The organism is Kerstersia sp. (assembly GCF_052103615.1).
Taxonomy (GTDB): Bacteria; Pseudomonadota; Gammaproteobacteria; order Burkholderiales; family Burkholderiaceae_B; genus Kerstersia.
On sequence record NZ_JBQEKA010000001.1, the window covers coordinates 116,023 to 140,095 of the forward strand.

Below are 24,073 nucleotides of genomic sequence, written 5' to 3' on the forward strand. Positions count from 1 at the left end.
CCTGTCATGATGTCCAAAACTATCCTGTCCATCGTTCTGCTCGGTGCCTTTGTGCCTGCCCATGCGGCGGTCACCGGTGGCACCAGCAATGCCACCAATGTTGCCCCGCAAGCCTCGACCGCACTCCCCTTCGGCGCCAATAAGCCGGGGCTCTCGCTCAATGGCTCTTCGCTCGTCATCAACCTGAAAGATGGCCCGATTCATCACATTGCCCAGAAGTACAACAACGCGCCCATCAATAGCTCGCTGAGCGCCAGCGTGAACGGATTGGCCAATCCGAAATACCTGACACTCAAAGATGTCAATGCCGTCGCCGGTCTGTTCACCAACCCGACTCTGGGCCAGATCTGGTACGAGCAACGCAGCCCGAATGAAGCCATAGCAGGACAACAAACGGCCATCTTTGGGGTGTACAGCATCCGCCAGATCGCCAACCCGGCCTTGCCGGCCGCACCGAAATTCGGTGGTCTGGTGATCGCCGAGGTTCCCAACCTGCCTGCAGGCACGGCCGTCTATTTCGGCGAATGGGGGCCGCGTGCGGGCAACCCCAGCACGGGCTCCGATACCAATCTCAACCTGAATACGGCAGACCACACGGTGTGGTATGTCGGTGAAAACGCAACGGGCAGCACCAAGCACCTCAGCACCGCAAGCTATGCCGTACTGGGGGTCAATCAGCACGTTCCCGGCCAGAATGATTTCTTCCAGGGGCAACTGAACGCCACCTTCGGCAATCAAGACAAGGGCAGCCTGAATGGCGCACTGACCCGGGTGTCCAACACCAGCGATGTGGTCGCATTCGATAACGTCACCATCGACAACAACGACGGGACTTTCTTCAAGGACGCCGCCGGCAACCGGATCATTTCCGGCCAATTCTTCGGGCCTAATGCAGACGCGTTGGCAGGCTATGCCAACCGCGGCACCAGCAACCCTGCCGATGATGTCGCCTTCGGCGGCAACAGGGTCCAATAAACCGGCCAGCCCAAGCCACACAGGGCCCGCCAAGTTGGCGGGCCCTGTCCCGACTCCGGAAAGCGGCACCCGCCGCAGCCGCCCTCTTTGCCTCGCTGATGACCCGTCCGCTCCCCAAGCTGCTCCTGGCCTGCCTGCTGGCCTGCCCTTATTTTTCCGCCTGCGCAGACGACGACGATACCCGTTTCCTGCTGAACACCACGCAACAGCAACTGCGTGTCGAACAGCAGCGGGACTGGTTGCACGCCGATACACCAGCAGGAGAAAGACGCCTGGTCATCGAAGGCCAGGAATATCGTGTCGCAGAAGATGCCGCCGGCCTGGCATTGGGTATCTTCTATGCCATCAACCTGCAGCAGTGGGATAAAGTCGAGGAATTCCTTTCGAAGTACCGCCTGTTAGCAGCCAGCCGGACAGAAGTGATCCTGCTGGCCGAAGGCCTGCATGCCCGTGCACGAGGCGATACCGCAACTGCGCTGGAGCGCCTGCGGCGCGCCAAGCTTGCCGCCCCCGGCGACACCCGTATCCGCCTGGAACTTGCGCGGCTTTATGCCGAGGACTATCAGAGCCACGAAGCCATCGAACAATTCGAAGCCGTGAGGGCCGAGGACATTCCGCCTGAAACCCGCAGCACCATCGACACCTACATTGCCGCCGTCGCTCAACGCAACCGCTGGCACGGCTCACTCAGCATCGGTGGCGGCTACAGCAACAACATCAACCAGGCCAATGGTGCGCAACGCTGCGTCGTCCAGATCCTGCAGCAATGCTTCGTCACCGAATCCCTGCCCGCACCGGTGGCGTCGTCCTTCCTGAACTACCAGCTTTCCCTGCAGAAACGCATTGCGCTGGGCGGCCATCACAACCTGCTGCTCCGCCCGCTGCTCTACGGCACCCGATATCACAAAGAAGACAACCAAAGCACTTTTCTCAAGGACAGCAGCGACAACACCACCGTGCTCTATGCCGGCTACAACTACAAAAACGCCAGCACGGAGTTTTCCGTCTCCCCCTACTTCGAGCACTATTACCGGGGCACGCACACCCATTACACAGCACCCGGCCTGGAACTCAGTTTGTCGCATGACCTGAACCGCCGCTGGACACTGAATGCCCAGGCCAACAGCAAGCGCTACCATTACTCGGACGCGGAAAAGTTGTACTTCTCGGACTACACGCAGTCCTCGGCCGGCCTGGGAGCCAGCTTTCAATTGTCTGCCACGGGGTCCCTGTTCGCAGGGGTCGATTGGACCCGCCGCCGCTACCCCTGGGCGGCCGCCAGCAGCAAGGACCAGGCCTGGCGCATCGGCCTGTTCAAATATCTCGACAGCGGCTTTTACCTCAATGCCATGGCGCTCTATCGTGACAGCCGCTATGACGAGCGCACCTTCCTGTCGGACAACCCACGCAAGGACATTCAGAAAATGCTGATCGCCACGCTGGGCATGCCACGCTGGCGCATCGGCAGCATTTATCCGGAAATCCGCTTCAAAAGGCTCATCAACGATAGCAACATCATCCACTATCAATATCGCCAAAGCGAAGCATCGCTCAATTTCAAGTACATCTTCTGAGCCCTGGCAGGCCTGGCAAACCGGCCTTCGACTGCACACCCAACAGCACCCACGACAGCGGGAATGATAATTGTCATTGTCTTTCACGCCATGACGCGCCACACTGCGACGCATCAAGGCTTTCCATCCAGACATCATGCATCGCCCGTTTCCACACCCGCAACGCCGCCGTTTGCTGCTGTCCCTGGCATTGGCGCCTGCTGCGACAGCACTGCCCTGGCATACTCATGCCTCGGAAGCCGCTGCACCTGCCCGCTACCCTATCCTGACCCTCTCCGGCCCGCCCGCGACTGTCACCCTGCCGTTGCTGCACATGCTGGAAACCAATCCGCTGGCCGATGTTGCCGAAAAACTGGTGTTCAAGCCCTGGCGCGATCCCGACCAGCTGCGTGTCATCGCCATCGAGCAAAGCGCGGATTTCATTGCGGCGCCTTCCAATGTGGCAGCCAATCTGTATAACCGCGGCGTGCCGCTGCAACTGCTGAATGTGTCCGTCTGGGGCATGCTGGCGCTGGTGTCGCGCACGCCGGACCGCCACACGCTGGCAGACTTCAAGGGCGAAGAAATCGCCATGCCGTTTCGCGCCGACATGCCCGATATCCTGTTCCAGCTCCTGGCACGCGCGCAGGGGCTGGACCCGCAGCGCGATTTCAAGCTGCGCTATGTGGCTTCGCCCATGGATGCAGCGCAATTGCTGATCACTCGCCGGGTGGATCATGCCTTGCTGGCCGAGCCTGCCGTTTCCATGGTGCTGGCGAAGTCGCAGTCCTTCCCCGCCAATGTCATTGCGCCCGATCTTTACCGCAGTGTCGATCTGCAGCAGGAATGGGGCCGGCTGCTGGAGCGCGAACCGCGTATTCCGCAGGCCGGTATCGCCGCGCTGGGCAAGGCTGCGCAGGACCCGGAGCTGCTTGCGCGTTTTACCGCCGCTCATGCCGATTCGCATGCCTGGTGCATCGCCAACCCGGACGCCTGCGGTGAGCTGGCGGAAAAATACATCGACCTGCTGCGGGCGGATGCTGTCGCGGATGCCTTGCGCCATACCCCAGGCTATCTGGCCAACGCCGCCCAGGCACGCCCTGAACTGGCGTTTTTCTACCAGACGCTGCTGGAGCAGAACCCGCAGATGGTGGGCGGAAAATTGCCCGACGACGGCTTTTATTACACGCCATAGACCTGCCTGCCCAGACGGAAGGCGACGCTGTCCCGCCAGCACACCAACGCCATGCCGCCAGGCCCTTGCCCCGGCATGCAGGACGCCCTACAGCACCACATGCCCAGGCCCCAATATCTAGTCCCTCAATACCTAGTCCCCGATACCCAGGCCCCCTATGTTCAACCCCCGGCGTCCCCGCGCCGTCACGGGCGGGGCTGGCCCATGCCTCGGGGCCATGCGACCCCGCCGGCCCGCATCCGGCTGCCCCGTGCGCTCGCCAGCACAAAATAGTCGGCCACGGCCCGGCCAATGATAATTATCATTGGCGTTGCATGCCCGATCTGGTGACATGGCAGGTTAACTTCCCTGCTCAGTTTTTCCCTGGGCCATTCCCGTGTCTCTCTTCGCATGTCAGAGCTGTCCAAGCCAGGCTTTCTTTAGCGTCAACAGGCCCTATTAAGTCATGACTCTATTCCGCCGTCTGCTGGCCGCCGTGCTGGCCTATCTCTGGAGTGGCTGGGGCGCCATCGCCAGCCTGTGCCTGTTCGCCGCCGCCTGGGAATGGGCGGCGCTGGCCTATGGCCCGCTGATCCTGCCAGCGCCGGGCGCGGTTCTGGCGTCGCTGGCGCACTTGCTCGATACCTTCCCGGCATGGGAAACCCTGGCTATCTCGGCGCGCCGCGCCATGGCGGGTTTTGCGCTGGCCTTGGTCTTAGGCAGTCTGCTGGGGCTGCTGGCCGGGCTGTCCATGACTGCTGCCATGGCTTCGCGGCCACTGGTCACGCTGCTGGTCGGCATGCCGCCGATCGCCTGGCTGGTGCTGGCCATGCTGTGGTTCGGCAGTGGCGACCTCACCCCCATTTTCACGGTATTCATCGCCTGTGTGCCTATTGTGTTCGCCGCTGCCATGCAAGGCGCGCGCACGCTGGGCAATGAACTGAAGGACATGGCGCGCGCCTATCGCATGCCATGGCACATGATGCTCACCGACCTCTACCTGCCGCACATGCTGTCCTATCTTTTCCCGGCCTGGATCACCGCGCTGGGTTCCTCCTGGAAAGTCGTGGTGATGGCAGAACTGCTGAGTTCGTCTGACGGCGTGGGCGCGGCGCTGGCGGCAGCGCGCTCCCATCTGGATACCGTCGCGACGCTTTCCTGGATTGCGGCCATTCTGGGCCTGCTGCTGGCTGTGGAATACCTGCTGCTGGAACCCATCAAGCGCCAGGTAGAACGCTGGAGGCCGCACGCATGAGCTGCTCTTGCCAACCCTCCGCGGAAACGGCTGGCATGCCGCACGCCACGGCTCCCCTGCCCTTGCTGCAACTGCATGGCATTCATCACCGCTATGCCCTCACCGACGCGCTGCTGGGCGTCGATTTCGCTATGCAAGCCAGCGAAACCGTCGCGCTGATCGGGCCCTCCGGCTGCGGCAAGAGCACGATGATGCATATCGTGGCGGGCCTGCTGCAACCGTCGCATGGCAAGATCGTAAATCGCGCCATCAGCATCGGCTGCGTCTTCCAGGATGCCCGGCTGCTGCCTTGGAAGCGCGTGCTGGAAAATATCGCGCTGGGCCTGCGTGCCCGCGGCGTGTCGCGGGTGGCCAGGATGCGGCATGCCGCTGCGCTGGCCGCCCGGATGGAACTGTCGGTCAACGATTACCGCAAATTTCCGCATGAACTGTCCGGCGGCATGCAAAGCCGTGTCGCCCTGGCGCGCGCACTGGCCATAGACCCCGATCTGCTGCTGCTTGATGAACCTTTTTCCGCGCTGGATATCGGCCTGAAAACCGAGATGTACCGGCTGCTGCGCGAGTATGTGGATGAACGCGGCTGCGCGGTGCTGATGATTACCCATGATCTGATGGAGGCCGTCCGCCTGGCTGACCGCATCATCATGATGGCGCCCGCGCCCGGGCGCATCGTTTATACCCACACGCTTGCCACGCCACGCGCGCTGCGCGATGACGCCTGGATTTACCAGACTGCCGGCGAACTGATGCAACTGCGCGAGGTACGCCAAGGTTTCGAACTGGAACCCGCGACGGATCTGCCGCCCATCCCGCACCCGGAACACTCATGCGCCTGAACTCCTCCCAGGCCTGGCCTGCCCGCTGCCTCCGGACGATACTCTCGCACCCGGTACTGACTTGCGCCTTCCGGCCGTTTTTCTTGCTGACGGCCATCAGCGGCGCCTTGCTGCTGCTTCTGTGGCTGGCCTCAGCCACGCCGCTGCCGCTATTTGCGTGGCTGCGCCAAACCATGCCTGGCGGCGGCACTGCCTGGCATGCCCATGAACTGATCTACGGTTACGGCATGGCCGCAGTGGCCGGATTCCTGCTGGTCGCTGTACCGGAATTTACGCAGACACCGACATTCTCGCGCGCCAGGGCAGCCACTCTGGCCGTGCTTTGGCTGCTGGCCAGGCTGGCCTATCTTGCGGCTCCCCTGTGGCCTTTCGGGCTGGGGCTGTGGCCTGCTTTGCTCTGCAATCTGGCCCTGGGCCTGCTGCTGGCCGCAACCGTCCTGCCGCCGCTGCTGCGCGCCTCCGGGCGCGGCCAGTCCGGTTTCGCCTGGGGCTTGATTTTCCTGCTGCCGCTGCAGGCCGGTTTCTTTGCCGCGTCGCTTATGCATGGCGACAGCATGCGCTGGCTGCATGCTGCCGTCGGCGCGCTGATGGCCTTGATCATCGTGGCCGCCAGCCGCATTTCCATGCGCATCGTCAATAGCCGTATCCATGAAGGCCGGCTGCTGGATCCCTTGCCAGAAACCCCTTTGTATCTGGCCCGCCCGCCGCGCCGCAACTTTGCCATTTTCACCATTGCCCTGTGCGCCGCGCTAGAATTCCTGCACGCGCCGCCAGCGGTGCTGGGCTGGTGCGCCCTGGCCGCCTGCGCCGCCATGCTGAACCTGCTCAATGACTGGCATGTCGGCCGCCCCTTGTTCACCCGCTGGGCGCTGATGCTGTACGCCTGTTACTGGCTCATGGCCCTGGGCTACGGCCTGATGGGCGCGCACTGGCTGGGTATGCCTGGCGCCCTGTCGGCCGGCCGCCACTTGCTGATGATAGGCGGCATGGGCCTGTCCATCTTCGCCGTCATGTGCATCGCCGGCCGGTTCCATAGCGGCCATTGGCTGGATCAGCGGCGCTGGATCCCCCTGAGCGCCATGGCGCTGTGCGTGTCAGCGTTATTGCGAGCCTGGGCCGGCCTGACGGTCTCTCCGTTCATCCAGCACCTGACGCTGGCCCTGTCCGGGCTGCTGTGGGCCACCGTGTTTTCTGCCTACGCCATCTATTTCTGGCCCATCCTGACGCAGCCGCGCACAGACGGGCTGGACGGCTGCGCCGAACCGGCAGGCGATGAACATGGCGCCTCCTCGCATCAATGCGGATAGCCTGCTCTCACCCCGCCCTGTCTGGTATCACAACCATCAATGAATAGTTCTTATTTCTCACCCAAGCACCGCTATTCATGCCAAAATCAATGTCCCACCAGGCATCCCTAGCGCAGCTTCGCCACCCCGGCCCGGCTGCGGCCTCGCAACCGCGATACGGACATGGCCTCGATTGACGATATTTCTTTTGCCGCGCTGACCTCCCACCCTTTGTTCCGGCCGCTGGCGGAAGAAGGGTGCCGGCAGTTGGCGGCAGAAGCGTCCACCTTCCGTTTCCACGCGGGTGAGCACGTTTTCCATACCGGCGGCCCGGCCGAGTCCTTCTATTTGATCCAGGAAGGCAGCATCCGGCTGTACCGCCCCAATCACGAAGGCAACGAAAAAGTCTTCCAGATTCTTCATGGCGGCGACCTGCTCGCCGAAACCGCCATGTTTGCCGACCCCTGCCTTTATCCGCTGTCGGCCCAGGCGGAAAGCGCTGCCACACTCTACCGTTTTTCCCGCGCCGGGCTGCTGGCGCAAGCGCGCCGGCACAGCGAATTCTGCATGCATCTGCTGGCCACCATGTCCGCGCGCATTTATCAGGCCGTCAACCGCATCGACCACCTCACCGTCGGCAATGCCAGCCAGCGCCTGGTCATGTATCTGCTGGATCTCTGCCGCGAACAGCGCAGCCGGCGCATCCATTTCCCGGTGTCCAACCATGCGCTGGCGCGCCAGCTCAATATCACCCCGGAAACCCTGTCGCGCCAGCTCAATCATTTCAAGCGCACCGGCCTGATGGATGGCAAGAACCGGGACTGGATTCTGCTCGACCTCGACGCCCTGCATCTGGCCGTCGGGCTGCCCTCTCCGGGCAAGGCCATGCGCGAGCAATTCCAGGTGACGGATCTGGGCGGCAACCTGTTCGGCTGCTGCAATTTCCGCTAGCTGCCGGCCTGAATGCTTCTGCAACTGATGTTCCCGCACAAACTTTACGCAATGCTCACCAACAGACACAGTCGGGTTGTAGTACAGTGGCTTCCTGATGTGCCGCATCGTCCGCGCGAGGCGCGTGGTCTGCCGCACGCACCGGTTTTTGCATTGGAAGTCGCCACATGAACATGAGCTCGCGCGTCCGTGCGCATTTCGAAGCCAATATTGCCGCTACCCAGGCCAGCATGGATGTGCTGACCGAACCGCTCGCGCTGGGCATCGACATTCTATTCAACGCACTGGTCAATAACAGCAAGATCCTGGCCTGCGGCAATGGCGGCTCCGCCGCCGATGCGCAGCACTTCATCGCTGAGCTGGTCGGCCGCTTCGAGCGCGAACGGCTGCCGCTGGCCGGTGTCGCGCTCAATACCGATACCTCCATCATGACCGCCGTCGGCAACGACTACGGTTTTGAGCATGTTTTCGAACGCCAGGTTCAGGCGCTGGGCCAGCCCGGCGATGTGCTCGTGGCCATCACGACCAGCGGCAATTCCGCCAACGTGCTGCTGGCTGTTGAAGCCGCCCGCGAACGCGAGATGCGCGTCATCGCCCTGACAGGCAAGGACGGCGGCTCGATGCACGATCTGCTGTCCACGGATGATGTTCACCTGTGCGTTCCCAGCGATCGCACCATGCGTATCCAGGAAGTCCATATTGTGTTGCTGCATGCCCTCTGTGATGGCATTGACGCCCTGCTGCTTGGAGACCCGGAATGAAACAGATACCGCTGCGCGCCTGCCTTTGCGCTCTGCTGCTGAGCTCCACCCTGTTGTCCGCCTGCGCCCCGCTAATTATCGGCGGCGCGGCAGCGGGCACGGCGCTAGTGGCAACCGACCGCCGTACCGCTGGCACCCAGCTGGAAGACAAGAACATCGACCTGAAGACCGATCAGGTTCTGGTCAAGGAATTCGACAATGACTCCGTGCGCGTGGTCAGCACGGTGTATATGGGCAAGGTGCTGCTGACCGGCGAAGTGCCGGATGCCGCCACCAAGGCAAACATTGTCGAGCGCATCGGCAAGGTAGAAAATGTGCGCGGCGTGCTGGACTACATGGTGGTGGCCGAACCCATGACCCTGGGCCAGCGCACTGACGACAACTGGCTGGGTTCCAAGGTGCGCACGGCCTTGCTGCGCACCAAGGGCGTGCCCTCGCGCACCATCGTCAGCACGACGGAACGCGGTGTGGTGTATCTGCTGGGCCGCGTCACCCAAACCGAAGGCGCCTATGCGGCCGCCGCCGCCGCGCGCGTTAGCGGCGTGCAGCAAGTCATCAAGCTGTTCGATTACGTCACGCCGGAAGAAGCCATTGCGCTGGATAACGCCAACGGTTCACCCGAAGCCGACAAAGCACAGCCCGCTGGCACGCCGGCACCGGCCGCCCCCGCCACGGCACCGGCAAGCAGCGCTCTGCCCGCGTCTGGCAATAACGGCCCTGAGGTCATGGCGATAGACTGATTGCGCCTGCCTCTGCCCAGGCATGCCCCGGCAGACGCGCAAACAAAAAATGGCCCGGCGTCGAATGCGCCGGGCCATTTTCATGATGGCCGCCAGACGGCCAGATCACGGGCCTGGCCGCCCTTCAGTCCGCAATACGGATCAGAATGCGGGCACCACGGCGCCCTTGTACTTCTCGACCAGGAAAGCCTTCACTTCCGGCGTTTGCAGCGTTTCCACCAGCTTCACGATATCGGGGTTGCTGGCATTTTCAGGACGCACGGCGATCAGGTTGGCATAAGGAGAATCCTTGTCTTCCAGGAAGAGGGCATCTTCCAGCGGATTCAGGCCTGCTTCCAGCGCGTAGTTGGTGTTGATCAGCGCCAGATCCACGTCGGGCAGCACGCGGGCCAGCGTAGCGGCTTCCAGTTCGCGGAACTTCAGTTTCTTGGGGTTCTCGACCACATCACGCGCGGTCGCCAGGATGTTCGACGGATCTTTCAGCTTGATCAGGCCTTGTTGCTGCAGCAGCACCAGGGCGCGGCCGCCATTGGACGGATCATTGGGCAGCGCGATCGTGGCGCCATCGCGCAGTTCGCTCAGGCTTTTGATCTTGCTAGAGTAGCCGCCGAAGGGTTCGACATGCACCAGCGCCACGGAAATCAGGTCCGTGCCATGATCCTTGTTGAAGCTATCCAGGTAAGGCTTGTGCTGGAAGTAGTTGGCGTCGATGTTCTTTTCAAACACCTGCTGGTTGGGCTGGATGTAATCGGTGAACACCTTGATGTCCAGGTCCACGCCATCCTTGGCCAGGGCGGGCTTGATGAATTCCAGCACTTCAGCATGCGGCGTCGGCGTGGCAGCGATGGTCAGCTTGCCAGCATGGGCAGCGCCCGCAGCCACGGAAAAAATGGCGGCCAGCAGGGCGGAACGGATCAGGGTCGATTTCATGATGAAGCTCCTTGAAAACCAGATAAAAGGTACCTGCTGCCACGGGCAGCGGCTTATGACAAATCAAGCGCCCTCGCGTCTTATGACGCGGCGGGCATGACTCCCCGGCCATCCGGAGAGCCTGCAAGCATCAGCGGCGCTGCAGGCGGCGCACCAGGCCATCACCGAAGACCTGCATGGCCTGCACCAGCGCCACCAGAATAATGACAGTGGCCCACATCACATCGCTTTGGTAACGCTGATAACCAAAGCGCAGCGCCAGATCACCCAGGCCGCCGCCGCCAATCACACCGGACATGGCCGAATAGCCGACCAGCGTAATGGCCGTGACGACAATCGCCGCCACAATGCCGGTACGCGCTTCGGGCAACAGCACCCAGAAAACGGTTTCGCGGGTATTGGCGCCCATGGAACGGCTGGCCTCCAGCACGCCAGGGTCCAGTTCACGCAAGACGTTTTCCACCAGCCGCCCGAAGAACGGCGCCGCGCTGACCACCAGCGGCGGAATCACCCCCGGCACCCCCAGCGCCGACCCCATGATGATGCGGGTCAAGGGAATCATCAGGATCAGCAGAATCAGAAATGGCACCGAACGCAATACGTTCACGACCAGCGACAAGGTCTGGTAGGTGCCGCGCTGCTCCAGCATCTGCCCCGGGCTCAGCAGAAACAACAGCACGCCCAGCGGCAAACCCAGCAACACGGTGAACACCAGCGAAGCGCCCGTCATCATGAGCGTTTCTACGGTAGCCCAGCCTATCAGTTCCCAATCCAGTCCAGCCAGCAATGACCAGAAGCCTTGCACATCCGCTCCGCTCATCGCAGCACCTCGTATTCAATTCCAGTTTCTTCCAGCTTGCCCGCCAGCGCCTGCCAGCCAGCCTCTGCCCCGCTGACGGCCAGCACCAGTTGCCCATAAGGCTCATCCTTGATGCGGCCTACCGTGCCTTGCAGAATGGACAAATCCAGCGCCAGCTCGCGGCTGACCTGGCTCAGGAATGGCGTCAGGGTGGTTTCACCCCGGAAACTCAGGCGCACCACGCGGCTGCCGTCGGCCGCCTGCTGCACCAGTTCGCGCCAGCCATCGGCATCCTGGCCGCTTTCCGCCAGCAGCGAACGGGTGACCTCGTGCTGGGGATGCAGAAACACATCCAGCACATCGCCCTGTTCGACCACCTGCCCGGCTTCCAGCACCGCTACCCGGTTGCAGACAGCGCGGATCACATCCATGCCATGGGTAATCAGCACAATGGTCAAGCCCAGCTGGCGGTTGATGTCTGTCAGCAGACGCAGGATGGACTGCGTGGTTTCCGGGTCCAGCGCGGACGTGGCCTCGTCGCACAACAGCAATTCCGGCCGGTTGGCCAATGCTCGCGCAATCCCTACCCGCTGGCGCTGGCCGCCGGATAATTGCGCGGGAAATTTGTCGCGGTGACTCTCCAGCCCGACCAGGGCCAGTACCTCATCGGCGCGGCGCTCGCGCTCCGCCTTCGGCAAGCCAGCCAGGCGCAGCGGGAAGCAAACATTTTCCAGCACCGTGCTAGACGCCAGCAGATTGAAATGCTGGAACACCATGCCGATACGCTGGCGCAACTGCCGCAGGCCAGCGCCTTGCAAATCGGTAATATCCTGGCCATCCAACACGACCTTGCCCGCGCTGGGACGCTCCAGCAGATTGAGCAAACGGATTAGCGTGCTTTTACCGGCGCCCGAGCGCCCGATGATGCCGAAGACTTCGCCACGGCGGATATGCAGGTTTATGCCGCGCAGGGCATGATAGCCCTGCGCTTCAGTCTGCCGGCCCGGCGCCGGCGGATAAACCTTTTCAATATTTTCTAGATGGATCACAACAGTAATAGCATCAAAAGGCATAAAGAGGCTTTTGGCCCCCCTATTTGCCTTATTTGGGAAGCAGAAGCGCAGATTACATGAAAAGCGCCGCAAAACCCAAAACACATCTGGTTGTTAGCTAAGAACCAAAAAAGTAATAAGCACAGCAAATAACCCGTGCGGCCGGATATAAAACCGCCGCCTGGCAACAGCCTCTGCGGCCAGGCAAAAAAAACCGGATGGCAGGCGGCAGAAAACCGCCCTTCATCCGGTCAGACAGATCCGCCAGGGATCACGGAGAAAAACGTGGGGCTGGCGCTACAGATCCAGCACCAGACGGGGTGACTTGGCGCGCGAGACGCAAATCATCATGACCTGGTTCGAGGCCTTTTCCACACTGCTCAGGATGCCGTCGAAATGTTCGACCTCGCCATCCAATACGCGCACCTCGCAGGAACCGCATACCCCTTCCTTGCAGGAGTGATCGCAGGCGACACCGGCATCCAGCAGCGCATCCAGCAGGCTTTTGCCCGCGGGCACCTGCACGGTCTGGCCGGATTGCTCCAGATAGACCTCGAAGGCGCCATCCTGCGCATCGGGCGGCAGCTCCACCGCCGCAAAACGCTCGATATGCGCATGCGGGTACGCTAGCCGTTCGCAGGCGCCTTCAAACGCCGCAAGCATAGGCGTGGGGCCGCAACAATAGTAATGCGTGTCCGCCCCTTTACCGGCCAGCATGCCGGCCAGATCCGGCGGGCAGCCGGCTTCCTGGTCGATATGCCAGGACACGGGCACGCCCGCCTCGCCAGCCAGGTCTTCAATCGCTTCTATGAAAGCCGCTTCGCGCCGGCTGCGGGCGCAATACACGAGTTCCACGCTGGCGCCCCGCGCTGCCAGATGCCGCAACATGCACAGCAAAGGCGTGATGCCGATGCCACCGGCCACCAGCACGGTATGCGGCGCGGCCTCATCCAGCGAGAAATTATTGCGCGGCGCGGAAATCGTCAGGCGCTGGCCTACCCGCAGATGCTCATGCACCCAACGCGAACCGCCACGGCTGCCGCGGTCATTCAGCACCGCGACCCGATAGCAGTCGTGCCTGGCCTCAGCAGGCGCGGCCGGCTGACACAGGGAATAGCTGCGCACCAGGCCATTGCCCAGATGCAGGTCGATATGCGCCCCTGGCTCAAAGCCAGGGAAACGTGTCTGCGCCTGATCTGGCCGCAATTCGATACTGACGATGCCTTCGGCCTCGTAGCGAATGGAATGGACCAGGGCATTCAGGGTTTTTTCTGTGCTCATGCAAAGGCTTCTTCATCAGTGTTGTGAGAACGTGCCACCCCGTCCGCCCGCCAGGGCGGGCAAGGTTCAGGCCACACTGGCGGCACGCGCCGCAGGTTTGGCCTGCGCCGCTTCGCGCGCCTGAATCTGCTGTTTGGCCTGGGCCCGCAGGTAACGCCGTAAACGCACCAGCCCCATGTCATGCTGGTACAGCGATTCGCGCTGATTGGCGTCGGCCTCCATGTGCTCGACCAATACCCGGTCCTGCTCCAGCACGGCCCAGTGACGCGCTTCCAGCCGGTTGCGGTACAGAAAGCGCCAGGTATCGCGCTGCCAGCCGGGCGCCAGCTTGCGCACGCGCCAGAAAAATACGGCGGACCGGGTCGGGCTGATGGGCGACACGCCATACACAATGGTGAAGTTGCCGCCAGGGCCGCCGGTCTTCGGATAGGGAATTTCCAGACGCATCCAATGCGCGCCGGTATCGCCCCACTCGGTCCAGTCGAAGTTGACGTTACGCTGCCCTTCCTTTTCGAATACAAAGCCATGCTCGGTATCACGGATGGCAAACTTGGCCTTGGTATCCCCTTCAAACATGGTGTGCGATTGCTTGTGCAGGAACGTGCCATGCATAGGATCCATGACGTTATCGCTCACATAGCGCCAGTCACCCTTCCACTCGACGTAGCAGAGAAAGCGCGAATAGGTGTCGTCGTCGGTCAATTCCTCGGGCAGCGCCAGCTCTGGCGGCGTTTCGCAATCCGGCTCGAACGCGTTATAGACCCACACGGCCCCGGCCACTTCGCGGACATGAAACGTGCGCGCCGCCCGCGACCCTTCCAGTTTGCAGCCCGGGCTGCCTGGCACTTTGGTCACCACGCCATCGCCGCGCACTTCCACCCCATGGTAGGGACAGGCAATCGTGTCGCCCAGCACAACCCCCAATGACAAGGGCGCGCCGCGATGCGGGCAATGGTCTTCCAGCACATGCAATTTGGATGTCGTGGCATCGCGCCAGAGCACCAGTTTGCGGCCCAGGCGGCGCAGCGAAACCGGCGTTTCCTTCACGAAATCGGATGGGCAGATGGGATACCAGAGGTCTTTGAGACCTTGCTCCAGCAGCTGCTCTACAGGGTCGATCTGAGTCAGGGTTTGCATGATTCGATTCCTTCTTGCTTGCGCCGGCAAACCGGCGCGGTATGGCGGACAGGCTGCCCGACTGCGCAGCCGCAATGGCAGTTACTGTGCCAGCGTCTTGATTTCGGTCTGATAGCTCGCGGCAGTCCAGGGTTTGCCGCTGGGGCTGACCGGGCCCGTGCGGTTCAGGTACTCGACCAAACCGTCCAGTTCATGAATACCCATGGAGAACGCCCGCTCCAGGGCATCGCCCAGCAGGTCCTCGTAAGTGGTGGCAGGACGCGTACGGGCCTGGTGCGGGTCAAGATAACGGTCATCGGCTTGCATGCTGTGCTCCTTCTCTTATTTGGATAATGGCGCCGCCTCGCGCAAACGGGCGGCAGCGGTTCAGGCCGTCACACTTTGATCCAGCGGCGTGGACCAGGCGTCATAGCCATAGACCCAATCGGCATTGCCGCCTTCACGCAGCCAATTGTTGCCACGCGACCCCAGCTGCACCCGGCTGGTGCGCTCCTGGCGCGCCTGTTCAAACTGTTGCAGCGCCTGGGTCATGGCCGCCGCATCGGCGCTATCAGTGCCCATCAGACAACGCGCCAGCACGACGCCATCCTCGATCGCCATCCCGGCCCCTTGGGCCATGAAAGGCAGCATCGGGTGGGCCGCATCGCCCATGACGGTCGCGCAGCCTTGCGACCAGCGCGGCAAGGGGTCACGTTCATACAGCGCGGTTTTCAGCACTTCGTCGCAGGCTTGCAGCAAGGCCCGCGCATCCTCATGAAAACCGGCATAGGCCGCGCGCAATTCATCGGCATGGCCTGGGGTCGTCCAGGATTCCTGATGCCATGAATCCTGGGCCGTCGTGGCGAAGATGAAAATGTCTTCGCCGCGATTGAGCGGAAAGGTGACGATCTGGGTGTAATGATCCGGCCCCCACCATTTGGTGAACGCCCCCAGATTCGGCACGCCTTGCAAACGGGCCGCAGGCACGACGGCGCGGTAGGCGACAAAACCGGTAAAGCGGGGCTGATCCGGCCCGAACATGGCCTTGCGCACGGCAGAGTGAATGCCGTCGGCCCCCACCAGCGCAGCCGCCTGCAACTGACGCCCATCCGCCAGCTGTATCTGCACGCCAGAAGCATCCTGAACAAAGGATTCCAGCTTGGCGCCCAGCATGACATTTTCGGCCGGCAAGGCCTGGGCCAGGGCCGCCAGCAAATCAGCGCGGTGTATGGTCAGCTGCGGCGCGCCATAGGCGCGCTCTGCCTGGTCTGACATTTCCAGGCGCGAGGTTTCCTCGCCCGTATCCCAGGTGCGGCTGATGCGGTGGCTGGGCCTGGCGGCGCTGGCGCGGATCGCCTGTTTCAGCGTGTCATCACCCAGGCCGTCGAGCGCGCGCACGGCGTTGGGGGTGAGATTGATGTCCGCGCCAACCCGCATGAACTGCCGGGTCTGTTCCAGCACCAGCACCTCATGGCCCAGGCGGCGCAGGGCAATGGCAGCCGTCAGCCCGCCGATCCCAGCGCCAGCGATGACGATGGGCTTGGAATGTGCATGATTGTTTGTCGTCATGATGGTTCTCGTCTTGGTGGTTCGAGTCGTTATCGTGCGAGTCGAGGGGCTTCGAGTCGCTGTTGCCGCTCAGGATTTTTCAGTCAGGAACTTGCCCTGCGGGCCGTCGGCATTCTTCTGGCGCCGGGTATTGCCGTCGATACCGCCATCTATGGCCCATTCGGCAAATACCGTGGGGCCGGGTTCGAACTCGCGCGGCTCCCATTCAGCGGTCAGGTGATCCTCGTCGGCGTAGTACTCGATCAACGCGCCGGCCGGATTACGGAAGTACCAGAAGTAGGCCGACGACACCGGGTGGCGGCCCGGGCCGAGCTGAGTTTCCCAACCGCAACGGGAAATATGCATGCCGCCGCCGAAGACTTCATGGATGTCGCGCACCGTGAAAGCGACGTGGTTCAGGCCGCGTTTGCCGGTGGGCAATTGCAGCAGGAAGAGGTCATGGTGGCCGCCGTCGGCCGAGCAGCGCATGAAGGCGCCGCGGCCGGGGTAACGATCCGACGCGCTGAACCCCAGCCGGTCGGCGTAAAAGGCTTCGGTCCGCGCCACATCGGCAACAAAAAAGACCACATGCCCGACTTCGATAGGCGTGGCGCGCTCATAGATAGGCGCGGGCTGATTAACGCGCGGCTGCTCCTGCCAGGTATTCATCGCCACGCACGGCAACTCCAGCGTTTGCTTGCGTGTCACCTGCAAACGCACGGCCAGCCCATTGGGGTCGGTGCAGCCGATGCGGCGCACGCCATCCGCCATGCCATCAACAAAGCCCGGCTGATCCCCGATACGCGCGGCAATCGCATCCAGATCGGCGGAGGTTTCCACCCCCCACACCACTTCACGCAGCGTCGGGCCGTCCTCAATCCCCGCGGGCAAACCCGGCTTGGCCGCATCCGCCACCACCACACGGCAGCCATTCAGGCATTCGAATATGAGTTCGTCCGGCGTCTCGCCGGCCAGCGTCAGACCCCAGTCCAGCATGAAGCGCCGGCAGGTGCCGAGATCCTCGACGCCATAGGTAATCTGGTCTATGCCCAGTATGCTCATGTTCTGCTCCTTGCTGATTCAGTGAGACGGATTGGCCCAGGCAATCGGTGCCTCGTTCGTGCCCCAGTACATGCTTTTTTGCTCCATGTACTGGAAGATGCCTTCATGGCCTTTTTCCCGGCCCAGGCCCGAATCCCGCCAACCGCCAAACGGGGTCGATATCGAAAACTGCTTGTAGGTATTGATCCAGACCGTGCCGGCCTGTACCGCCCGGCCCAGGCGCCAGGCGCGCTTGAAATCGCGGCTCCAGATCCCGGCAGCCAGCGCATACAGGCTGTCATTGGCCTGCTCGATCAGCGCGTCCTCATCGTCAAAAGGCATGGCCACCAGCACCGGCCCGAAAATTTCCTCGCGGGCAATGCGCGCCTGGTTATCCAGGCCTTCGATAATGGTGGGGGTATAGAACCAGCCGCGCTCGAACGAACGGCCTGCCGGACGCACCCCGCCAGTGCGGATCTGCCCGCCTTCGGCGACCCCCATCTCAACATAGCGTTCGATGCTGTCGCGATGGCGCGACGTAATCAGCGGGCCCATCTGCGTTTTTTCGTCAGCGGGATCCCCCACGCGCAAGGCCTGCGCGCCGGCCACCAGGCGCTGCATGAATTCGTCATAGATGCCACGCGCCACAAACAGGCGCGAACCGGCAATGCAGGATTCACCCGAACTGCTGAAGATGCCGTACAGCACGCCGTTGACGGCGTGATCCAGGTCGGCATCATCGAGCACCATGGTGGCGGATTTCCCCCCCAGCTCCATGGAAACCGGCATCATTTTCTGCGCGGCAATGCCCGCAATATGCTTGCCGGTCGTGGTGCCGCCAGTAAAAGACACGCGGCGCACCAGAGGGTGGCGCGTGATGACATCGCCTATCACCGAGCCCTTGCCCGGCAGCACACTGATCATGCCCTTGGGCACACCGGCCTCTTCACACAGCCGCGCCAGTTCCAGCGACAACAATGGCGTTACCTCTGCCGGTTTCAGAATCACGGCATTACCGGCGGCCAGCGCTGGCGCCAGCTTCTGCGCGTCGCTGGCAATGGGCGAATTCCAGGGCGTGATGGCGGCCACCACCCCCATAGGCTCATGCACACTCATGGTGACGTAATCGCCACGCGAAGGCGTAATGACATCTCCCAGCGTTTCGCAGGCCGCGCCAAAGTATTGGAACGTCGCCGCCGCACTGGCGACCAGGGCGCGGGTTTCCTGAATGGGCTTGCCGTTGTCCTGGCGCTGTAATTGCGCCAGCATTTCAGCCCGCTGGCGAATCAGCGCAGCCACCCGGTACAGCACTTCGGCGCGCTGGTGCGGCAGGCGCCGCGCCCAATCCGTGCGCAAGAAAGCCGCATGCGCGCGCTCGATGGCTTCTTCCGCATCGGCAGCACTGGCCGCATTCAGACGCGCCACTTCCTCGCCCGTCGCCGGGTACAGGCTGGCGTATTCCTCGCCGCGGCCCGGACGCCATTCACCGGCAATATTGATAGGCAAAAGCGCTGGATACATGATGAATCTTCCTGGTGCGTTAAGGTTGGCCGTCGCGCTAAATCGCCACGGCCGCAACCCGGTTGCGTATCGCCCGCGCCAGGCTGTAAACCGTTTGCGCGGAGGTTTTGGGATTACTGGCCAAGGGCAGGTTACGCATGCTCAGTTCGACGCTGCCGAAGGTGCCCGCGGCTTCGACGCGATGAATGTTGTCGTTCACGCCCGGGTCGGCCACCAGCTGCACCTGCGTGGCATCCAGCCCCAATCCGGCCAGCGCCACCGTTGCCGCCACATTGGCATTGCGCGGATACAGCCGGGCGGCTTCCCGCGCCGTTCCTTCGAAAATGACCTGCGGCTGGGTCAGGCTGGCCAAATCGGCCACCTGCTCCGCAGGCGTATCGCGCCAGGCCTGCGGCGGCTTGCGCCCGATATAGCGCACCTGCGCCAGCCCGCCCAGCCGCGCCGCCGCCAACACGTCGATGGCACCGATGGCGCCCGCCACGAATTCAGCCTGAGTGCCGCCGGCCTGCGCCGCCTGCTCTATCTGCTCCACCATGCCCGGCTCCGCCATCGCCCCCATGGACGCCACGATGCAAGGCATCCCGGCACGCAGCGCGGGCAGCACATGCTGGATCACGGCAGCGTGGCCGGCCGCTTCCACCACCAGGTCCACATCCGCCAAGGGAACCTGACGCACGGCTGGCACGCCCGGCAAGGCCGCCGCCAGGCGCGCCACCATCGAGTCGTCCGGCGTGACGACCGCTGCGATGCTGACTGCCGGCTCCTGCGCCAGCAATTCAGCCAGCGCGCTGCCGATGGCGCCAAAACCAATCAGGGCGATGCGTAACATAGTCAGACGCTCCTGCTCACAGTGTGGCCGGCTGCAACGCCGGAATTTGGTTGAGCTGATTCACCGGCGGGCCGGCGAACACGGACTTGAATTGACCGATGGACAGCATGTCCACTTCCAGCAGGAACGGGCCGGCACGGCGGTTGGCCTGCTGCAATACCCCCGGCAATTGCGCCAGATCCGACACACGCGCATGCGCCAGGCCCATGCTCTGGCACAGCTGGGCGTAATCCGGCGTGTGCAAATCGACATAGCAGCGGCGGCTGCCGTACTGGGCGTCCTGAATGTTCTTGATGACGCCATAGCCCTTGTCATTCATGAGCACGATCAGCACATCGCAAGCTTCCTGCACCAGCGTGGCCAATTCGCCCAGATTGAGAATGAAGCCGCCATCACCCGCCAGGCAAAGCGTCTTGCGGCCCGACTGCGTGACCGCCGCCCCCACCGCCGCGCCAATGGCCATGGGCATGCCCTGGCCAATGCCGCCGCCGGTCGCATGCACACCCTGGTTGGGCTCGAAAATTCGCAGCTCGCGATTGCCCCAGGTGCTGTTCGAGACCGTGACATCGCGCACCCAGTTGAAATTGCGCCCGTAGGCCTGCTGCAATTGCGCCACCAGCGCCTGATAAGGGCCCAGGCCATCGCGCAAGGTAGCCACGGCTTCTGCCTTAACGGCCTCCAGGTCGTCTATCAGCGCCGCATCGGCTTGCCAGCCGCGCTGCTCCAGACGGTCGGCCAGCCCTTCCAGCACCAGCCGCGCATCGCCCCAGACAAACAAATCATTGGCGTAACAACGCCCAGCCGCTGCCGCATCGGCATCTACCCGGTACAAAGGCTTGGGCAGCTTCAATTCATATTTCAGGGTTTCATTGCTGCGCAGACGCGAGCCGACGACCAGCATGGCATCGCAGCGCTGATAAAACGCTTCTACCGGTTTTTGCAGGTTATAGGCGCCCAGCGAGCCGCGTTCGTCTTCCGGCACAATGCCGCGCCCTTGCACGCTGGCAACGATGCCAAAACCCAGGCGCCGCAGCCGCTGCACGGCAGCGCCCGCCTGCCGCGCGCCGCCGCCCAGCCACAGCAAAGGGCGCCGGGAGGCGGCGAGCTGGTCAGCCAGGCCATCGAGCTGCGCCGCGTCCGGGACAGCGCGCGGCACGGGCAGCGGTTCCAGCGCCAGTTCATCGGGCAGCGGAATCAGGCTTTGCTGCACATCAATCGGAATTTCCAGGCTGACCGGGCCGCTAGGCGCGCTCAGCGCCGCCTGCACGGCCTTCTTCAGCACGCCAAGCACATTTTCCGGGCTGTAGGCGCGGAACGCGGCTTTGGATACCGCTTCCAGCATCTTCAACTGGGCCGGCGCCTCGTGGATATAGGACATGCCCCGATCCAGATACGGCACTTCGATCTGGCCCGTGATGTGCAGCACCGGCGCGCCAGCGGTCAAGGCTTCCACCATGCTGCCGGCGATATTGCCGGCGGCTGGCCCGGTGCTGGTAATGCAGACGCCCAGCTGGGACGTCGAACGCGCATAAGCGTCAGCCATATTGCCCGCGCCGGCTTCGCCGCGCGCCGGCACAAAGCGCACCACGCCGCGCTGCGCGAAGGCATCGAGTATCGGCATGTTGTGGATGGAAATGACACCGAATGCGGCGCGCACGCCGCACTTTTCCAGGAAGGCAGCGACGACCGCACCTACGGTCACCATCGGGGGGTGTTGATGTTCAGGCATTGCGCGAATGACCTCCAGAAATATCCATGTGACTGCCCGTCGTATAGCTGGACAGAGGGGAAGCAAGAAAAACCACCGCCTGCGCGGCCTCTTCGGGACGGCCCAGACGGCCCAGGGGAATATGTTTGGCGCGCGCCAGTTCACGCGTCCACTCCGCCCAATCCTGCCCGCGTTCGCTGCGCGCCTCGAAACGACGGCGCCACTGGCCGGATTCGATCAGACCGATCAGGATGCCGTTGACCCGCACCCCCTGAGGCGCGAACTCCGTTGCCAGTGAACGCACCAGATTGAGCAGGCCGGCACGGGCGGCCGAGGTCGCAACCATATGCGGCTCGGGCTGCCGCGCCAGCAGCGAGTTGGAACAAACGATGGCGGCATCCCCCAGCTCACTGGCGCACTGCGCCAGCTGCGGCAGAAAGGCTCGCGTCGGGTAAATCACGGAAAAGAATTTCAGGTGCAGTTCTTCACGCCAGGCGTCATCGCCCGTACTGGCAAACGTGGAGACCCGGCCTTGGCCGGCATTGTTGATCAGCATCGCCGCCGGCCCCAGCTCGCATTCCACCGCACTGGCAAAATCGCGCACGCTGGTTTCATCCAGGACATTGCAGGTCTGCGCCAGCAACCGGGCACCGGGATGGCGCTGCCGCAAGCTTGCCTGCGCAGCATCCAGGCGCGCGCTGTCACGGCCACAGATCGCGACCGAAGCGCCACAGGCCAGCAGCAGTTCAGCGGTGGCCAGGCCTATGCCCGAACTGCCGCCTGTGACCACTGCCGTCCGCCCTGCCAGCGCGTCAGGACGCCAGCCCGCCACTGGCGGCATTGCCCCCGGCGCAACCCGCTCCGGCGGCATCACACCCGTTCCTTGGCTCATGCCCATCATGCCGCTCCTTTCAGCAAGTACTGCGGCTTGCGGCGCTGCTGCGCCGGCGCGTAATCCAGCAAGCCAGACAATTCATTGGCCACTTGGCAAACGCTGTCGATCAGCATCAGTTTCTGCGCCGGGTCTATGTGCGGCATGCCCAGCGTCAGGCCCAGCGCCGCGACAATCTTTCCCTGGTGGTTGTAAACCGGCGCCGCCACGGTCGAGATATGCAGCTCGTAAAAACCTTCGGCGGCGATATATCCGCGCTCGCGTATCCGCATGGCGGACTCATACAGTTCATTGACATCTTTCGGCGTTTGCGGCGAAAACACTTCCAGGCTGTTCTCCGGATACAGTTCCTTGAGCTGCGCCAGCGTCAGGCCGCCCAATAAGGCATGCCCCAGCGCCGTGGCATGCGCAGGCAAGCGCGTGCCGACAGACACAGACCCGATGAACGGGGTATTCGGCGTCGTGGTCTTGGCCACATACACGATGTTCTGGCCGTCGCGCACCACCAAGTTGGCAGCGTGGCCGACTTCATGGCACAAACGGTTGATCAGGGGCGTGCCCAGTTCCGTCAGATCCAGTGACGCCAGATACTCGAAACCCAGCCGCAGCACGCCCAGACCCAGCTTGTATTCGCGGCCGTTTTCCGAGCGTTCCAGATAGCCCATGTATTCCAGCGTATTGAGCAGCCGGAAAACGGTAGAACGCGGCAATTGCAGGCGCTGCGTCAATTCCGGCGCGCCGATTTGACGTTTTTCCCGGCTGAACTCGCTCAATATCAGCAGGCCGCGCTCCAGCGCCGGCACCATGTAGCGCAGGGCATCGTCATCCTGCGTGTTGATGACGCTTTGCTCGTCCATCTGCTCGTTCATCTGTCCACTCCTTGATCGGTTCGGGCAGGCAGGTTTTGCAGCACCTGCCCCACCATGGCAGCCAGTGCTGCCGGCTGCTCCACATAACAGGCATGCCCGGCACCGCTGATGCGTTGCAAAGGCACATCCAGCGCTGCCGCCACCGCTTCGCAGGCGTCCGGCGGTGTCACGATATCTTCGGCGCCGCACCAGACCTGCACCGGCAAAGCAGGCTGCACAGCAGCGATATGGCGGCAGTCCGACAACAAATCGCCGCCGCACAGCATCTCCACCGCCTGGACATAACCCGCCTCATTCAGGCGCGCCATATTCCAGTACACCCAGGCCCGCGCCCGGCCATCCGCCTGCGGGGCCAACAGCCGGCCATGACGGCTGGCAGCCATGGCCGCTATGCCCCCGGCCTGCGCGATTTCCGCCAGCCGGCGCTGCCGGACTTCGCCGCCCTGGGCCTCGCGCGCCAGCGTGCCGTAACCCTGCGCCGGACTGACCAGCACCAGCCCGCGCGGCGTACAGCCCGGCCATTGCTGCGCGGTAAACGCAGCGGCGACCAAAGCGCCCAGCGAATGCCCGACCAGCACGAAATCGTCGATGGACAAAGACGTCAGCAAACGGCGCAGCGATGCGGCGTAATCCAGCGCCGACGGCCTGGCGGCGGACAGCGGCGTGGATTCGCCGTAACCCGGCGCATCCCAGGCCAGCAGCCGGTACTTCAGATTGAAAATACGCGCCAGTTCCAGCCACGACGCCGCGCCTGAGCCGATGCCGTGCAAACAGACCAGCACCGGCTTGCGCACATCGCCCGCGACGGTATCGCGCACGGAGACCAGTTCGCCATCCGCCAGACGGATATTGAACAGGCCGAACGTGGCCTCCAGATCCGCCAGTTGCGCGGCTGTCATCGCCAGTGGAGCCGTCAGGGTCTCAGTCATGTTGTCCATGCCAGGAAAGAAGCAACG

Annotated in this window: 23 protein-coding genes; 9 read left to right on the forward strand and 14 right to left on the reverse strand. The window is 63.0% G+C overall.

All coding sequences use genetic code 11. From position 1 onward, the window contains the following. The first annotated feature begins 6 nt into the window (after positions 1-6). The 9 genes from ACTJGZ_RS00530 to ACTJGZ_RS00570 all read left to right on the forward strand — a co-directional run bounded on the left by ACTJGZ_RS00530 (position 7) and on the right by ACTJGZ_RS00570 (position 9,531). Complete coding sequence (locus tag ACTJGZ_RS00530) at positions 7-975, forward strand: Slam-dependent surface lipoprotein (protein ID WP_441661006.1); 969 nt, start codon at positions 7-9, stop codon at positions 973-975. Positions 976-1,073: 98 nt separating this feature from the next. Beyond that, entirely contained in the window at positions 1,074-2,549 is a 1,476-nt protein-coding gene (locus tag ACTJGZ_RS00535; RefSeq protein WP_441661007.1) for a surface lipoprotein assembly modifier, read from the forward strand. Positions 2,550-2,685: 136 nt separating this feature from the next. Then, positions 2,686-3,723 (forward strand): ABC transporter substrate-binding protein, encoded by a 1,038-nt coding sequence (locus ACTJGZ_RS00540; RefSeq protein WP_441661008.1) that lies wholly within the window; start codon positions 2,686-2,688, stop codon positions 3,721-3,723. Positions 3,724-4,168: 445 nt separating this feature from the next. After that, positions 4,169-4,957: an ABC transporter permease gene (locus ACTJGZ_RS00545; protein ID WP_127773002.1), complete on the forward strand. Its 789-nt coding sequence runs from the start codon at positions 4,169-4,171 to the stop codon at positions 4,955-4,957. 35 nt (positions 4,958-4,992) lie between these two features. Further along, positions 4,993-5,793, forward strand: coding sequence for an ABC transporter ATP-binding protein (locus ACTJGZ_RS00550; RefSeq protein ID WP_441661009.1), 801 nt, complete (start codon positions 4,993-4,995; stop codon positions 5,791-5,793). Beyond that, on the forward strand, positions 5,784-7,100 hold the full coding sequence (locus tag ACTJGZ_RS00555; protein WP_441661010.1) for an NnrS family protein: 1,317 nt from the start codon (positions 5,784-5,786) through the stop codon (positions 7,098-7,100). Before ACTJGZ_RS00550 ends, ACTJGZ_RS00555 begins: the two co-directional genes overlap by 10 nt. A gap of 162 nt (positions 7,101-7,262) precedes the next feature. Next, positions 7,263-8,030 carry a Crp/Fnr family transcriptional regulator gene (locus ACTJGZ_RS00560; RefSeq protein WP_441661011.1) on the forward strand — a complete coding sequence of 256 codons (768 nt, stop codon included), beginning with the start codon at positions 7,263-7,265 and terminating at the stop codon, positions 8,028-8,030. A gap of 167 nt (positions 8,031-8,197) precedes the next feature. Continuing rightward, positions 8,198-8,791, forward strand: a complete 594-nt coding sequence (locus tag ACTJGZ_RS00565; protein WP_441661012.1) for a phosphoheptose isomerase — start codon at positions 8,198-8,200, stop codon at positions 8,789-8,791. Beyond that, entirely contained in the window at positions 8,788-9,531 is a 744-nt protein-coding gene (locus ACTJGZ_RS00570) for a BON domain-containing protein (protein WP_441661013.1), read from the forward strand. The genes ACTJGZ_RS00565 and ACTJGZ_RS00570 overlap by 4 nt, the downstream gene beginning before the upstream one ends. Before the next feature lie 141 nt (positions 9,532-9,672). Here ACTJGZ_RS00570 and ACTJGZ_RS00575 read toward each other — a convergent pair whose 3' ends face one another. From ACTJGZ_RS00575 to ACTJGZ_RS00640, 14 genes are all read right to left on the reverse strand, one after another. Next, positions 9,673-10,461, reverse strand: coding sequence for a MetQ/NlpA family ABC transporter substrate-binding protein (locus tag ACTJGZ_RS00575; protein ID WP_441661014.1), 789 nt, complete (start codon positions 10,459-10,461; stop codon positions 9,673-9,675). A gap of 130 nt (positions 10,462-10,591) precedes the next feature. Next, entirely contained in the window at positions 10,592-11,281 is a 690-nt protein-coding gene (locus tag ACTJGZ_RS00580; RefSeq protein WP_441661015.1) for a methionine ABC transporter permease, read from the reverse strand. Continuing rightward, complete coding sequence (locus ACTJGZ_RS00585; protein ID WP_441661016.1) at positions 11,278-12,309, reverse strand: methionine ABC transporter ATP-binding protein; 1,032 nt, start codon at positions 12,307-12,309, stop codon at positions 11,278-11,280. Before ACTJGZ_RS00585 ends, ACTJGZ_RS00580 begins: the two co-directional genes overlap by 4 nt. A gap of 300 nt (positions 12,310-12,609) precedes the next feature. Continuing rightward, positions 12,610-13,593 carry a PDR/VanB family oxidoreductase gene (locus ACTJGZ_RS00590; protein ID WP_441661017.1) on the reverse strand — a complete coding sequence of 328 codons (984 nt, stop codon included), beginning with the start codon at positions 13,591-13,593 and terminating at the stop codon, positions 12,610-12,612. 66 nt (positions 13,594-13,659) lie between these two features. After that, a complete protein-coding gene (locus ACTJGZ_RS00595) occupies positions 13,660-14,730 on the reverse strand; it encodes a Rieske 2Fe-2S domain-containing protein (protein WP_441661018.1) in 1,071 nt (356 codons plus the stop codon). Between the two features lie 81 nt (positions 14,731-14,811). Continuing rightward, entirely contained in the window at positions 14,812-15,036 is a 225-nt protein-coding gene (locus tag ACTJGZ_RS00600) for a recombinase-like helix-turn-helix domain-containing protein (protein ID WP_441661019.1), read from the reverse strand. Positions 15,037-15,096: 60 nt separating this feature from the next. Further along, positions 15,097-16,278, reverse strand: a complete 1,182-nt coding sequence (locus ACTJGZ_RS00605) for an FAD-dependent monooxygenase (protein WP_441661020.1) — start codon at positions 16,276-16,278, stop codon at positions 15,097-15,099. 69 nt (positions 16,279-16,347) lie between these two features. Then, positions 16,348-17,319, reverse strand: coding sequence for a VOC family protein (locus ACTJGZ_RS00610; protein WP_441661021.1), 972 nt, complete (start codon positions 17,317-17,319; stop codon positions 16,348-16,350). Positions 17,320-17,337: 18 nt separating this feature from the next. Further along, a complete protein-coding gene (locus tag ACTJGZ_RS00615) occupies positions 17,338-18,819 on the reverse strand; it encodes an aldehyde dehydrogenase (protein WP_441661022.1) in 1,482 nt (493 codons plus the stop codon). Between the two features lie 37 nt (positions 18,820-18,856). Beyond that, positions 18,857-19,648, reverse strand: a complete 792-nt coding sequence (locus tag ACTJGZ_RS00620; RefSeq protein WP_441661023.1) for an aspartate dehydrogenase — start codon at positions 19,646-19,648, stop codon at positions 18,857-18,859. A gap of 16 nt (positions 19,649-19,664) precedes the next feature. After that, a complete protein-coding gene (locus ACTJGZ_RS00625; protein WP_441661024.1) occupies positions 19,665-21,377 on the reverse strand; it encodes a thiamine pyrophosphate-binding protein in 1,713 nt (570 codons plus the stop codon). Further along, positions 21,370-22,197, reverse strand: a complete 828-nt coding sequence (locus ACTJGZ_RS00630) for an SDR family oxidoreductase (RefSeq protein ID WP_441661042.1) — start codon at positions 22,195-22,197, stop codon at positions 21,370-21,372. Before ACTJGZ_RS00630 ends, ACTJGZ_RS00625 begins: the two co-directional genes overlap by 8 nt. Before the next feature lie 56 nt (positions 22,198-22,253). Then, entirely contained in the window at positions 22,254-23,117 is an 864-nt protein-coding gene (locus ACTJGZ_RS00635) for an IclR family transcriptional regulator (protein ID WP_441661025.1), read from the reverse strand. After that, on the reverse strand, positions 23,114-24,046 hold the full coding sequence (locus ACTJGZ_RS00640; protein ID WP_441661026.1) for an alpha/beta fold hydrolase: 933 nt from the start codon (positions 24,044-24,046) through the stop codon (positions 23,114-23,116). The genes ACTJGZ_RS00635 and ACTJGZ_RS00640 overlap by 4 nt, the downstream gene beginning before the upstream one ends. Positions 24,047-24,073: the final 27 nt, after the last annotated feature.